This window comes from Pseudomonas extremaustralis (assembly GCF_900102035.1).
GTDB classification, from domain to species: Bacteria; Pseudomonadota; Gammaproteobacteria; order Pseudomonadales; family Pseudomonadaceae; genus Aquipseudomonas; species Aquipseudomonas extremaustralis.
The window spans coordinates 3,424,771-3,437,427 of sequence record NZ_LT629689.1; the positions used below are offsets into that span (position 1 = coordinate 3,424,771).

The 12,657-nt window shown below is 61.4% G+C and carries 13 protein-coding genes; 3 read left to right on the plus strand and 10 right to left on the minus strand.

Annotated elements, in window-relative coordinates:
• Window positions 1-152 precede the first annotated feature (152 nt).
• From tsaB to ppc, 3 genes are all read right to left on the minus strand, one after another.
• On the minus strand, window positions 153-839 hold the full coding sequence (gene tsaB / locus BLR63_RS15730) for a tRNA (adenosine(37)-N6)-threonylcarbamoyltransferase complex dimerization subunit type 1 TsaB (RefSeq protein WP_010563493.1): 687 nt from the start codon (window positions 837-839) through the stop codon (window positions 153-155).
• Window positions 840-929: 90 nt separating this feature from the next.
• The gene (gene adk / locus BLR63_RS15735; RefSeq protein ID WP_010563492.1) at window positions 930-1,577 is read right to left on the minus strand and encodes an adenylate kinase; all 648 of its coding nucleotides are present in this window, start codon (window positions 1,575-1,577) and stop codon (window positions 930-932) included.
• Window positions 1,578-1,855: 278 nt separating this feature from the next.
• Window positions 1,856-4,483 (minus strand): phosphoenolpyruvate carboxylase, encoded by a 2,628-nt coding sequence (gene ppc / locus BLR63_RS15740; RefSeq protein WP_010563491.1) that lies wholly within the window; start codon window positions 4,481-4,483, stop codon window positions 1,856-1,858.
• A gap of 184 nt (window positions 4,484-4,667) precedes the next feature.
• Here ppc and BLR63_RS15745 point away from each other — a divergent pair, with 184 nt between their 5' ends.
• The 3 genes from BLR63_RS15745 to BLR63_RS15755 all read left to right on the plus strand — a co-directional run bounded on the left by BLR63_RS15745 (window position 4,668) and on the right by BLR63_RS15755 (window position 6,561).
• A complete protein-coding gene (locus BLR63_RS15745) occupies window positions 4,668-5,012 on the plus strand; it encodes a hypothetical protein (protein WP_010563490.1) in 345 nt (114 codons plus the stop codon).
• 282 nt (window positions 5,013-5,294) lie between these two features.
• A complete protein-coding gene (locus BLR63_RS15750) occupies window positions 5,295-5,720 on the plus strand; it encodes a DUF4398 domain-containing protein (RefSeq protein WP_010563489.1) in 426 nt (141 codons plus the stop codon).
• A 55-nt stretch (window positions 5,721-5,775) separates the two neighbouring features.
• Window positions 5,776-6,561: an OmpA family protein gene (locus BLR63_RS15755; RefSeq protein WP_010563488.1), complete on the plus strand. Its 786-nt coding sequence runs from the start codon at window positions 5,776-5,778 to the stop codon at window positions 6,559-6,561.
• Window positions 6,562-6,615: 54 nt separating this feature from the next.
• On the opposite strand, the gene BLR63_RS15760 is transcribed toward BLR63_RS15755, so the two are convergent.
• The 7 genes from BLR63_RS15760 to lysS form a co-directional block, all read right to left on the minus strand.
• Window positions 6,616-6,906: a hypothetical protein gene (locus BLR63_RS15760; RefSeq protein WP_010563487.1), complete on the minus strand. Its 291-nt coding sequence runs from the start codon at window positions 6,904-6,906 to the stop codon at window positions 6,616-6,618.
• A gap of 106 nt (window positions 6,907-7,012) precedes the next feature.
• Window positions 7,013-7,339, minus strand: coding sequence for a hypothetical protein (locus tag BLR63_RS15765; RefSeq protein WP_010563486.1), 327 nt, complete (start codon window positions 7,337-7,339; stop codon window positions 7,013-7,015).
• A complete protein-coding gene (locus BLR63_RS15770; protein ID WP_010563485.1) occupies window positions 7,336-8,241 on the minus strand; it encodes an alpha/beta hydrolase in 906 nt (301 codons plus the stop codon). Before BLR63_RS15770 ends, BLR63_RS15765 begins: the two co-directional genes overlap by 4 nt.
• 171 nt (window positions 8,242-8,412) lie before the next feature.
• On the minus strand, window positions 8,413-9,690 hold the full coding sequence (locus tag BLR63_RS15775; RefSeq protein ID WP_010563484.1) for a flavohemoglobin expression-modulating QEGLA motif protein: 1,278 nt from the start codon (window positions 9,688-9,690) through the stop codon (window positions 8,413-8,415).
• Between the two features lie 21 nt (window positions 9,691-9,711).
• On the minus strand, window positions 9,712-10,260 hold the full coding sequence (locus BLR63_RS15780; RefSeq protein ID WP_010563483.1) for a hypothetical protein: 549 nt from the start codon (window positions 10,258-10,260) through the stop codon (window positions 9,712-9,714).
• Window positions 10,261-10,276: 16 nt separating this feature from the next.
• On the minus strand, window positions 10,277-10,993 hold the full coding sequence (locus tag BLR63_RS15785; protein WP_010563482.1) for a TetR/AcrR family transcriptional regulator: 717 nt from the start codon (window positions 10,991-10,993) through the stop codon (window positions 10,277-10,279).
• 107 nt (window positions 10,994-11,100) lie between these two features.
• Window positions 11,101-12,603, minus strand: a complete 1,503-nt coding sequence (lysS, locus tag BLR63_RS15790; RefSeq protein ID WP_010563481.1) for a lysine--tRNA ligase — start codon at window positions 12,601-12,603, stop codon at window positions 11,101-11,103.
• Between the last annotated feature and the right edge of the window lie 54 nt (window positions 12,604-12,657).

Genomic DNA, 12,657 nt, shown 5'->3' on the forward strand with positions numbered 1-12,657 from the left:
TCGGTCTCGGTGATGGCATTTTAGTGGCGCACTCCATGACGCGCAAATGCTCTGGTGATAACTAGAACACATAATTTGAAAAAGGTTTAAAAACGCGGGCAATTTCTGATGATTGGCGGCTTTCTAGCCCAAATTGCCATCATTTTTTGCCTTCATACGATCCCGCGTTCGGCCTTGGTTTGCGCCACCTTATCCCGCAGGTAAACCGGCGCGGCCTGATCGGCAGCAATGGCCTCGCCACGTTCGAAAGCGAAGCGCGCCAGGGTCAGCAGGTCTTCGGCGTGGGGCAGCATCGCGCCGTCCTGCCCTGCCGGATGCACGCCGATGCGTTCGCCATACCCCCAACCGGTGCCCGCACCGAACCAGTCGCCCTCGGCACCAACCGGTAATACTGCCGATTCCGGCGGCAACACGGCTTCCGCGCCGACCAGGCGCATTTCCCCGGCGGTTTCACGGTAGCAGCCCCAGTAGACTTCATCCATGCGCGCATCGATGGCTGCCGCGACTTGCCGTGCGCCGTGTTCACGCAGCGCGCGCTGTGCCAGCACTGCAAGGTTGGAGACCGGCAATACCGGACGCTCCAGCGCAAAGGCCAGGCCCTGCACCACGCCGATGGCGATCCGCACACCGGTAAACGCGCCCGGGCCACGGCCGAACGCGATGGCATCGACGGCGGCCAGGGTGGTGCCCGCGTCTTCGAGCAGTTGCTTGATCATCGGCAACAGCTTCTGCGCGTGCAGGCGCGGGATCACTTCGTAATGGCTCGTGACCTTGCCATCGTGCAGCAGGGCAACGGAGCAAGCTTCAGTCGCAGTGTCCAGGGCCAGCAGGGTGCTCATCGGTGTCGGTGTCCAAGTTGAAAAAAAGTGCGCCAGTATAAACAACAACGGCCCGCAAGCGGGCCGTTGTCCATGAAGCCGGTCGTTCGATCAGCTCAGTGCTTGCAGCACCTTGGCGGTGATCGCTTCGACCGAGCCGACGCCAGGGATGTGGCTGTACTTCGGCTTGCCCTGGGCAGCGGACAGCTTCTGGTAGAAATCCACCAGCGGCTTGGTCTGGGAGTGGTAGACCGACAGGCGATGGCGCACGGTTTCTTCAGTGTCGTCCTTGCGCTGCACCAGGTCTTCACCGGTGATGTCGTCCTTGCCTTCCACTTTCGGCGGGTTGTAGACGGTGTGGTACACGCGGCCCGAGGCTTCGTGGACACGACGACCGGCGATACGCTGGACGATTTCTTCGTCTTCAACGGCGATTTCAACCACGGCGTCCAGCTCGACGCCGGCGGTCACCAGGGCTTCAGCCTGGGGAATGGTGCGAGGGAAACCGTCGAAGAGGAAGCCGTTGGCGCAGTCGGGCTGCGCGATACGGTCCTGGACCAGTGCGATGATCAGGTCATCGGATACCAGGCCGCCGGCATCCATGATGCTCTTGGCTTTAATACCCAGCTCGGTGCCTGCTTTTACCGCAGCGCGCAGCATGTCACCGGTGGAGATTTGTGGAATGCCGAATTTTTCAGTGATGAACTTTGCCTGAGTACCTTTACCGGCCCCGGGAGCTCCCAGCAGAATGACGCGCATCGATGTGCTCCTCAATTTTTTATAGAGATGACGCTCGGATTCGCCGCGGGGGCCAATCTCGTAAAAATGTGGGTCCAGGCCGTCCAAACGGCCAAAGGCTGATCAAGATACACAGCGGGCCCAAACCACACAAGCCGCCAAAAGTAGGAAAAACCCGCGCCCTACACGCGTCATAGGTGCGGCGTGCCTGGGTGCAACCCGCCCCCATAAACGTCGACCGCCCGGTTCGGGCGGTCGATGGGGTTTATCTGCAAACCGTTGAGAACAGGCAAAAAACCTCAGCCGGTGTTACGCAGCCCCGCCGCGATCCCGGCCACCGACACCAGCAGCGCCTGTTCCAGAGGGCTGTCCTGCGCCGCTTCCTGGCGACGCGAGCGCGCCAGCAATTCGGCCTGCAACAGGTGCAAGGGGTCGAGGTAGGTATTGCGCAGGCGGATGAACTCCAGGGTGTCGGGGCTGTGGGCAAGCAGCTGCGACTGGCCGGTCAGGCCAAGCACCACGCTGCATGCCTGCGACAATAGGTCGCGTAAGTGCGCACCCAATGGCAACAAGTCCGGCTGCACCAGGCGCTCGTCATACAGGCGGGCAATATCGGCATCGGCCTTGGCCAGCACCATTTCCAGCATGTCGATGCGGGTGCGGAAGAACGGCCACTGCTCGCGCATCTGCCCCAGCAGCTCGCCTTCGCCCCGGGCCAAGGCCTTGCTCAGCGCGGCTTCCCAGCCGAGCCAGGCCGGCAGCATCAGGCGGGTCTGGGTCCAGCCGAAGATCCACGGGATCGCGCGCAAGCTTTCGATGCCACCGGCACGGCGCTTAGCCGGGCGACTGCCCAGGGGCAAGCGCCCCAGTTCCTGCTCCGGGGTGGACTGGCGGAAGTATTCGACGAACTGCGGATTTTCCCGCACCACGGCGCGATAGGCACTGACACCGTCAGCCGCCAATTCATCCATCAAATGGCGCCAGGCGGGCTCGGGTGGCGGCGGTGGCAGCAGCGTCGCTTCCAACACCGCCGCCAGGTAAAGGTTGAGGTTCTGCTCGGCGATATCCGGCAGGCCGAATTTGAAGCGGATCATTTCGCCTTGTTCGGTGGTGCGGAAACGCCCCGCCACCGACCCCGGCGGCTGCGACAGAATCGCCGCGTGGGCCGGGCCGCCGCCACGGCCGACGGTGCCGCCGCGACCATGGAACAACAGCAGTTCCACCTGCTGCTCGCGGCAAATATCCACCAGGCGTTCCTGAGCGCGGTACTGTGCCCAGGCCGCGGCGGTGGTGCCGGCATCCTTGGCCGAGTCCGAATAGCCGATCATCACTTCCTGCGGGCCCTGCAACCGTGCGCGGTAGCCGGGCAACAGCAACAGTCGTTCGATCACGGGCCCGGCGTTATCCAAGTCGGCCAGGGTTTCAAACAGCGGCACCACGCGCATCGGCCGTTGTACGCCCGACTCTTTAAGCAGCAGTTGCACGGCCAGTACGTCCGACGCGGCGCCGGCCATGGAGATGACATAGGAGCCGAGCGACGCCGCCGGGGCCGCGGCCACTTCCTTACAGGTGTTGAGCACTTCGGCGGTGTCGGCCGACGGTTTGAAATAGCCCGGCAGCAGCGGTCGACGGTTGACCAGTTCCTTCATCAGGAAGCTGATGCGCATGTCTTCGTTCCAGTCCTCGTAACGCCCCAGGCCCAGGTAATCGGTGATTTCGGTCATGGCCGCGGTATGGCGACTGGAATCCTGGCGCACGTCGAGGCGCACCAGGAACAAGCCAAAGGTCACCGCACGGCGCAGGCAATCGAGCAGCGGACCATCGGCAATCACGCCCATGCCGCACTCGTGCAGGGACTGGTAACACAACTCCAGCGGCTCCAGCAGGTCGCGGTTGTTCTGCAACACATCGGCCGGTGCCGGGATCGGCGTGTTCAACGATGCGCTGGCCCATTGGCGGGTGGCGCGCAGGCGGTCGCGCAGTTGCTTGAGCACGGCGCGGTAGGGTTCGATGCTGTCACCGACCTTGGCCAGCAGTGCCTTGCTGGCTTGTTGCATCGACAGCTCGGAAGCCAGGTGATCGATATCGCGCAGGTACAGGTCCGCAGCCATCCAACGCGCCAGCAACAGCACTTCGCGGGTGACCGTCGCGGTGACGTTGGGGTTGCCGTCACGGTCGCCGCCCATCCACGACGCAAAGCGAATCGGCGCCGCCTCCAGCGCCAGGCGCAGGCCGGTGGCGGCATGCAGGGCGTGATCGGCCTTGCGCAGGTAATTGGGGATGGCGTGCCACAGTGAATGCTCGATCACCGCGAAACCCCACTTGGCTTCGTCCACGGGCGTGGGCCGGGTGCGGCGGATTTCCTCGGTGTGCCAGGCTTCGGCGATCAGGCGTTGCAAGCGCTCGCGGATCTGCTCGCGCTCGGCGGTGGTCAGGTCGCGGTGATCCTGCAGCGCGAGTTGTGCGGCGATGGCATCGTATTTCTGGATCAGGGTGCGGCGCGCCACTTCGGTGGGATGGGCGGTGAGGACCAGTTCGATTTCCAGGCGCCCCAGCTGGCGGGCCAGGGATTCGTTGCTGTGGCCTTCGCGTTGCAGGCGGGCGAGCAACTCGGGCAATACACGGGACTCGAAAGGTGCCGGTTGCGACTCATCGCGCCGGTGAATCAGTTGGTACTGCTCGGCGATATTGGCCAGGTTGAGGAACTGGTTGAACGCCCGCGCCACCGGCAGCAACTCATCTTCCTGCAACTGGTTCAGGCGGGTGCTCAGCTCATCGCCGGCACCATGGCGGTCGGCTTTGGCGCCCTTGCGGATCTGCTCGATCTTGTCGAGGAACTCATCGCCGTACTGCTCTCGAATGGTGTTGCCCAACAGTTCACCCAGCAGGTGAACATCCTCACGCAAGCGTGCATCGATATCACTCATCAGCCAATCTCCAGCCAGAAATCCGGGACGCGCAAGCTTTGCAGAGTGCCGCCAGTGTCGGTTTATGACAAGACTTTAAACCTTGTGGTTTACAGCTAGTCTCATTACTGAGTCGTCGCGTTTATCCATGCGCGCGGCTGGTCACTCATCACCGCCCACCACCGCGGGCTTTATTGAGGTTGCCATGAAAATTCGAGAACTGGCCCAGCATTGGGAAGAGAATGCCAAGGGTCGCCTGACCCAAACCGAGTACGCGATCCACCTGGATGTGGAAGCAGCGGCCAGACTGGCGGCCATCGCGGAAATGTACCCCAAGCGCAGCACCGAAGAACTGCTCGGCGAATTGATCGGCGCGGCCCTCGAAGAGCTGGAAGCCAGCTTTCCCTATATCAAGGGCCAACAGGTGATCGCCACTGACGAAGAGGGCGATCCGCTGTACGAAGACGTCGGCCCTACCCCGCGCTTTCTGACATTGTCACGCCGCTACCTGCACGACCTGGCGAGCGCCGCCGACGAACACAAGCACTGACAGATCCCCCCCTCCCCCCGTAAACCCCTTGTAATCCGGGCCTTCCACAGGCCCGGCATACTGTTGCGCACCGTGAAAGCTCCATCTTTTTTCGCTGACCGACTGGTCAGTTATCTTTTCAGGCAGATCGCCATCTTTTCTGAACTTTTGAAAAATGCCTCCGGTCACAGCCAGTAAGCCATCACTTGGAACAGCCGTTTGAACAGGCGCTCGGCGCTCTGCCGCCGGGCTCGCGACCGCTGACCAGTGACATGGATTTTGATGTTTTTCAGGAGTTACACCATGGAGTTGAAGACGATGAAGACCAGCACTGCCCAATCCTCGTTTAACCCTCTGCGCGGGCTGAAACTGGCCACGCTGGCGATCGGTACCAGCTTCGTTCTCGCCGGCTGCGCCGGCAACCCTCCGAGCGAGCAATACGCCGTGAGCCAATCGGCAGTGAACAGCGCTGTCAGCGCCGGCGGCACCGAGTACGCGGCCGTAGAAATGAAGTCGGCCCAGGACAAGCTCAAGCAAGCCGAAATCGCCATGCACGACAAAAACTACGACGAAGCCCGTCGCCTGGCCGAACAAGCCGAGTGGGACGCACGCGTTGCCGAGCGCAAAGCCCAGGCGGCCAAGGCTGCACAGGCGGTGAAGGATTCCCAGAAGGCTGTTGACGAGTTGCGCAAGGAAGGCATGCGTCCGGCTGTTATCCAGCAGCAGTAAGACGCACCCCTTGACTGCCTCGCACCTGATATCGAATTGAAAGGACGACACGACTATGCGTAAACAACTGATGATCCCTGCCCTGTTGGCGATGAGCGTTGCCCTGGCGGCCTGCTCCACCCCGCCGAACGCGAACCTGGAAAACGCACGGACCAACTTCTCGGCCCTGCAGTCCAACCCGAACGCCACCAAGGTTGCCGCCCTGGAAACCAAGGACGCCCAGGATTGGCTGGATAAGGCTGACAAGGCCTACCGCAACAAGGAAGACCAGAAGAAAGTCGACCAACTGGCGTACCTGACCAACCAGCGCGTGGAAGTGGCCAAAGACACCATCGCGCTGCGCGAATCGGAAGCCAAGCTGAAAAACGCTGGCGACGAACGTGCCCGCGCCCTGTTGGAAGCCCGCGATGCACAGATCAAGCAACTGCAAAACAGCCTGAACGCCAAGCAAACCGAGCGCGGCACCCTGGTGACCTTCGGTGACGTGCTGTTTGCGACCAACAAGTCCGACCTGAAACCCAACGGCCTGGTGAACATCACCAAGCTGGCGCAGTTCCTGCGCGATAACCCGGACCGTAAAGTGATCGTCGAAGGCTACACCGACAGCACCGGTTCGGACTCGTACAACCAGAGCCTGTCCGAGCGTCGTGCGGCCTCCGTGCAGCGTGCACTGGCCCAGCAAGGCGTGGATATCTCGCGCATCGTGACCCAGGGCTACGGCAAGGAATACCCGGTTGCCGATAACGGCAGCGTCTCCGGCCGTGCGATGAACCGCCGCGTCGAAGTGACCATTTCCAACGACAACCAGCCGGTCAAGCCACGTTCGTCGATGGCGAACTGATTGATTGATGCTGGAAAGAAGAACCCCACCTGACGGTGGGGTTTTTCTTGCCTGTCAGACTTGGATTTTTCGACCGTTGTCGCTATCCGGCATCATCGCCTGCATGCCTTCGCGTCCGGCCAGCATCTTGTTGATTTGCTCAAGGTCCGGCTGATCGCCAGCGCCCGAGGAACCCCCACCGCTCTGCGCGCCACCGGCAGCACCCGAGAGCATTTCCAACAGTTTCTTGAGCAGCTCCGGATCGATTCCGCCCTTCTGCTGCTCGCGGCCATACGCGCCCTTCTGGTCGAGGCTGTCCTGGCCCCTCGACATGCCCAACATCCGGCCTAATGCACCAACGTCCATCATCACACTCCTGGATTCGTCATTCGTAGGTTATGTGCCAGCGCTGCTGACACCCCACTCAGTGGTTTCTCACGGAATGCGGTTCCAAATATTTCGGGAGTGCGGGTTATTGCTGCAACTGCGGGGTTTCCTGACCAACGCAACGCACGGCCTGTTTCTTGTTGTTCACCAGCACACCGCTGAGGCCCTTCTGTTCGGTGTCAAACATCACCAATACGCCGTCCACGCATTGCGCCACTTGGGCCGCCGGGGTCAGGGAAATCTTGTAGTCCTCGCCAGGCACGGTCTTGAGCATGGTGAAGTCGCTGAGCAGCAACGCATCTTCCGGTTTGGCGAAGTGCAGGTAGCCGTAGTACCACAGGCAGCCGACGGTGCCGATGATGGTGCCGATGCCAGTGAGGATCAGCGGGATCATATTGCGTTCTTCGCTCATTGCGGGCTCTCTGATGAATCAACGTGGGAAGTCGGGTAATTCGGAATTTCGCCGAGGCGGCGCAGGCCGTTGAAGTGTTGCGGGTCATCCAGGTACCGCAGCATCACGGTTTGCCAGGTTTTGTCGGCGAAGGTCTGCACATGGCCACCGCGGGTCAACTGCAATACCCGGGGCGGCGGTGCGGCCTGGTACAGGCGGATAACATTGGCCACGGGTACGATCGGGTCATCCAGGCTGTGGAACAGCAGTTTGGGCACGCCGGTCAACCGGGGCATGGCTTGGATAGCGCTGTCGGCATCCGGCACCAGCCAGGACAAGGGCACTTGCAATGGCCATGTTAACCAAGAGGTGCTCAGGGCGAATTGTCCTACGTCACGATAACTGGCAGGCACACCGTCCAGCACCAGGGCCTTGAGCTGGGACTGCCGCTCCGGGTGGTCAGCCAGGTAATGCACCGCCAACGCACCGCCCAGGCTCTGGCCCAGGACAATCAGGGGCTGGCCCTGGGTTTCCGGGGCCTTGTCGAGCCAACTGAATGCCGCGTCCACATCCTGGTAGACCGCCGGCAACGAGGGTTTGCCTTCCGACAGTCCGTAGCCGCGATAGTCCAGCAAGAGCACTTGATAGCCTTGCTCCGGCAACCACCAACTGCCGCCCAGGTGCCAGGCCAGATTGCCGCCGTTGCCATGCAGGTGCAGCACCGTGCCCTTGAGCGGCACGCCGGGCTTGGCCGGCAGCCACCAGGCGTGCAGCTTTACCCCATCGGCGGTGGTCAGGGTGACGTCACGGTATTGCAGGTGAGCCTTTTCTGGCGTGAACGGCAGGCCGGGTTCGGGGTAGAACAGCAGCGAGCTGCAGCCGTTCAATGTGAGTAGCAGGCAAAGAATGCCGAGGATTCTCATCCGTTGAAGCCTCGTGAGCAGGTTGTAAATCTAAAGACCCATGGGATCGGACTGCAGGAGCGGGCTTGCCTGCGATAGCAGTGTGTCAGTTGACACTTATGCGTCCGATGCAGCGCTATCGGGAGCAAGCTCCCTCCCACATTGTTGAAGCCGTTGCATCAGTCACATCGTTTACAGGATGTTGGAGTAATCCGCCTCGATCCGGTCCAGGCTCAGGTGGTTGAGGAAGTTGGAGAAGCACATCCACGCCGCCAGCGCGTTCATGTCGCGGAACTGCTCGGGCAGGTATTTGGGCGGTACCACCAGGCCTTCGTCGATGAGTTGGCGCAGGGTGCGCATGTCTTCCAGGGTGGTCTTGCCGCAGAACAGCAGCGGCACTTGTTCCAGCTTGCCTTTGCGGACAGCCAGCTGGATGTAGTTGTAGACCATGATGAAGCCCTTGAGGTAGGACAAATCCTTGGTAAACGGCAGGCCAGTCGGCACCGAGCCACGGAATACGCGGCTGGCATTGCCGTAGCTTTCGGCCATTTCAAAGCCTTGCTCACGGAAGAACTCGAACACCTGCAGGAAGTCGGCGCCCTCTTCCACCATATGGATAGCGCGAGTGCGATTGGTCAGTTTGCGCAGGCGGCTGGGGTAGGACGCGAAGGTGATGATCTCCATCAGGATCGCCAGGCCTTCCTGGGTCACGGTGGACGACGGCGGGCCCTTGGACAGAAAGGTGCAGATCGGCTGGTTCAGGCCGTTGAGGGTGGTACCCACGTGCACCAGGCCTTCATGCACTTCCAGTGCACGCACGTCGCGCTCGTTGAACATCGCATCGGCGCGGATCTTGATGTAGTCGGCACCCGCTGCCGCGTCGGCGACGATTCCGTCGGACTCGAATACGCGGATGGTTTCCTCGGCCTCGCCAAACACCTTGTTCAGACGGGTTTGCAACAGGCTGACCGCGTCCTTGGCGGTGAGGGTCTTGGCCTCGTCCTTCAGGTCGCCACGGACGTCGATATTGTTCAAGTAGTCGGAGAGCATCAGGCCCAGGTCAGCCAGGGTCGGGTCGCCGGCATGGAAGGCGTCGGAGGCGGCGCCGTACAGTTCCTGGGAAATCAGGCCGAAGTCCTCGGTACCGCGGGCTTCGAGCATACGCACCACCATGCGGTACTCCCGGCACATGCGGCGCATGATCTGCCCCACCGGGCTGAACTGGCCGAGACGGCGGGTGATGTCACGCTCGATATTCTGGAATTCCAGCTTCACCGCGCTGGAGTCGAACGACAGCGGGCGATTCAGGTAGTAGTCGCGGTCTACGGCGGGCATGGCCTTGCCCTTGGCCTTGAGGAATCCCTGGCGGATGTTTTCGTCCCATTTCACCGCGTCGAGGACGCGAATCGGTGTTTGCGCCAGCACAATGCGATCAGACAAGGTGCGTATCGTCTGCTGGTAATCGTCCACCCGGTGCTTCCTCTTTAAACGTTATTGGCCCGCGCGCTGGTAGCGGGCGGCTTCAACGAACACATCGGCGTTGGCCGGGTTATCCAGGTAGGCAAACACCTGGTTCATGGGGCTGTCCACCAGCACCCCGGCGCCTTCGACGGTTTCTACTGGGCTGCCGTGCAATGCTTGCTGGCCTATGGCTTGATGGATCTGCTCAAGGTCGAGGTTGTAGACCACCAATTCATGCTTATCGTCGATCTCAAAGCCGGCCAGGACGTAATGCCCACCGAATTTTGCCGGCAACGGCGCCGACAAGTACCAGCGGCTGCCATGGCGCGAGACGCTGAACAGGTACTCGTCGCGCTGGCTCGGCTTGGCTGTAGGGTAGCTCACGGCTTTGTAGCGATGTTGGCCGGCGCGGCTGATGGTCAGCTTGAGGGGCTCGCCCCAGGCGTTTTTGCTGCTCCATTGGCCCAGCAAGGCCTTCGGCGCGGCTTCAGGGGCCGGCAGCGGGTCCTTGAAGGTTACCAGGCAACCGCTGAGCAGCAGGAACGACAACGCGATGACCGCGACACGCCAGGTTTTCATTGGACATCCCCCGGTGTCAGACCGAGGCCAACACCAAATGCATGTAACGCTTGAGAATCTCAAGCATCTCGTCAGCGGTCAGAGGCTCTGCGCCGCCCAGCAGGCCCTGATATTCCATCCGACCGATTATCGCCGTCAACACTTTGGCATCCTGCTGCGGCTCACGCGAGCCCAATACCTGGAAAAACTGCCCGGTGCCCTGCAACAGGATCTGCTGGTGAGAACGCACCAGTTCGGCCAGGCGCGGGTTGAGCAAGGCTTCCTGGCGAAACGCCTGTTCGGCCATCAGGTGTTCGCGACGGTTGTTCAACTGGCGCATGACGTAATCGGCGGTCAGCCTTGCAATGTCATCGGCCAATTGCGAGCGCGATTCCGGGCTGCCATCGCCGTAGGCGACCATCTCACGCAACAGGCCTTCGTTGCGCACCCACAAATTGCCCATGAAGGCGGCGCTGCGTTCGACGTATTGGGCGAAGGTATCGGTGAGCAGGTCATCGATGTCCTTGAAGTAATACGTCGTCGCCGATAAGGGCACACCCGCCTCCGCCGCCACCGCACGATGGCGCACAGCCCGCACTCCATCGCGTACCACGATGCGCATGGCGGCATCGAGAATGTCTTGCCTGCGCTGCTCGCTGCCCCGACGACTGGCCTTGCGGCCCTGGTACTGGACGCTTTCAGCCACGGCAGCGGCAATGCCGGCGGCGCCTTCTTGAGCGGTTACGCGGTTCACGACTGACATCCTTGAATAGATCAAAAACCCGGCGCTGTTTGCTTGACGCTTATAAACGCCGCATAAAAAAGCCGCCTTATAAAAGGCGGCTCTGGATTTCGCTACGGTTACGCTTGTGGCCGCATGTGCGGGAACAGGATCACGTCGCGGATCGACGGCGAGTTGGTCAACAACATCACCAGGCGGTCGATACCGATACCTTCACCGGCCGTCGGCGGCATGCCGTATTCCAGGGCCCGCACGAAGTCGGCGTCGTAGTGCATGGCTTCGTCGTCGCCGGCGTCCTTGTCGGCCACCTGGGCCATGAAGCGCTCGGCCTGGTCTTCCGCGTCGTTGAGCTCGGAGTAGGCGTTGGCGATTTCGCGGCCGCCGATGAACAGCTCGAAACGGTCGGTGACGTTCGGATTTTCATCGTTGCGACGGGCCAGCGGCGACACTTCGAACGGGTACTGGGTAATGAAGTGCGGCTGTTCCAGCTTGTGCTCCACCAGTTCCTCGAAAATCATCACCTGCAGCTTGCCCAGGCCTTCGAAGCCCAGCACCTTGGCCCCGGCTTTCTTGGCGATGGCGCGAGCCTTGTCGATGTCGTTCAGGTCGTCGGCGGTCAGCTCGGGGTTGTACTTGAGGATCGAGTCGAACACCGACAGACGCACGAACGGCTCGCCGAAGTGGAACACCTTGTCGCCGTACGGCACGTCGGTGCTGCCCAGGACCAGCTGCGCCAGTTCACGGAACAGTTCTTCGGTGAGGTCCATGTTGTCTTCGTAGTCGGCGTAGGCCTGGTAGAACTCCAACATGGTGAATTCCGGGTTGTGCCGGGTCGAGACACCTTCGTTGCGGAAGTTGCGGTTGATCTCGAACACCTTCTCGAAACCGCCGACCACCAGGCGCTTGAGGTACAGCTCAGGCGCGATACGCAGGAACATTTCCATGTCCAGCGCGTTATGGTGGGTTTCGAATGGCTTGGCTGCGGCGCCGCCGGGGATGGTTTGCAGCATCGGCGTTTCCACTTCCAGGAAGTCACGCTTCATCAGGAAGCTGCGGATGTGGGCGATGACTTGCGAACGCACGCGGAAAGTCTGGCGCACGTCTTCGTTGACGATCAGGTCAACGTAACGCTGACGGTAGCGTTGCTCGGTGTCGGTCAGGCCGTGGTGCTTGTCCGGCAGCGGGCGCAGGGATTTGGTCAGCAGGCGCACGCTGGTCATTTCGACGTACAGGTCGCCCTTGCCGGAACGGGCCAGGGTGCCTTCGGCGGCGATGATGTCGCCCATGTCCCAGGTTTTCACCGAGGCCAGGGTTTCTTCGGACAGGGTCTTGCGGTTGACGTAGACCTGGATGCGCCCGGTCATGTCCTGGATCACCATGAACGAGCCACGGTTGAGCATGATGCGACCTGCCACCTTGACCGGGATCGCAGCCTCTGCCAGCTCTTCCTTGGTCTTGTCCGCATACTGCTTCTGCAAGGCATCGCAGTAGTTTTCGCGGCGGAAGTCGTTGGGGAAGGCATTGCCCTTGGCGCGCTCGGCGGCAAGCTTTTCCTTGCGCAGGGCGATCAGGGAGTTTTCTTCCTGTTGCAGGGCTTGCGGGTCGAGTTGTTGGTCGCTCATGTCTTTAGATTTTCCATCAGGTTCGTTGTCCCCGACCTGCGGCCGGGGATCGCC

Coding starts and splice junctions, on each gene's coding strand:
- BLR63_RS15780 (WP_010563483.1), bottom strand. CDS start 10,260: ATGAAAACCTGGCGTGTCGCGGTCATCGCGTTGTCGTTCCTGCTGCTC.
- BLR63_RS15755 (WP_010563488.1), top strand. CDS start 5,776: ATGCGTAAACAACTGATGATCCCTGCCCTGTTGGCGATGAGCGTTGCC.
- BLR63_RS15745 (WP_010563490.1), top strand. CDS start 4,668: ATGAAAATTCGAGAACTGGCCCAGCATTGGGAAGAGAATGCCAAGGGT.
- tsaB (WP_010563493.1), bottom strand. CDS start 839: ATGAGCACCCTGCTGGCCCTGGACACTGCGACTGAAGCTTGCTCCGTT.
- BLR63_RS15760 (WP_010563487.1), bottom strand. CDS start 6,906: ATGGACGTTGGTGCATTAGGCCGGATGTTGGGCATGTCGAGGGGCCAG.
- lysS (WP_010563481.1), bottom strand. CDS start 12,603: ATGAGCGACCAACAACTCGACCCGCAAGCCCTGCAACAGGAAGAAAAC.
- adk (WP_010563492.1), bottom strand. CDS start 1,577: ATGCGCGTCATTCTGCTGGGAGCTCCCGGGGCCGGTAAAGGTACTCAG.
- ppc (WP_010563491.1), bottom strand. CDS start 4,483: ATGAGTGATATCGATGCACGCTTGCGTGAGGATGTTCACCTGCTGGGT.
- BLR63_RS15750 (WP_010563489.1), top strand. CDS start 5,295: ATGGAGTTGAAGACGATGAAGACCAGCACTGCCCAATCCTCGTTTAAC.
- BLR63_RS15765 (WP_010563486.1), bottom strand. CDS start 7,339: ATGAGCGAAGAACGCAATATGATCCCGCTGATCCTCACTGGCATCGGC.
- BLR63_RS15770 (WP_010563485.1), bottom strand. CDS start 8,241: ATGAGAATCCTCGGCATTCTTTGCCTGCTACTCACATTGAACGGCTGC.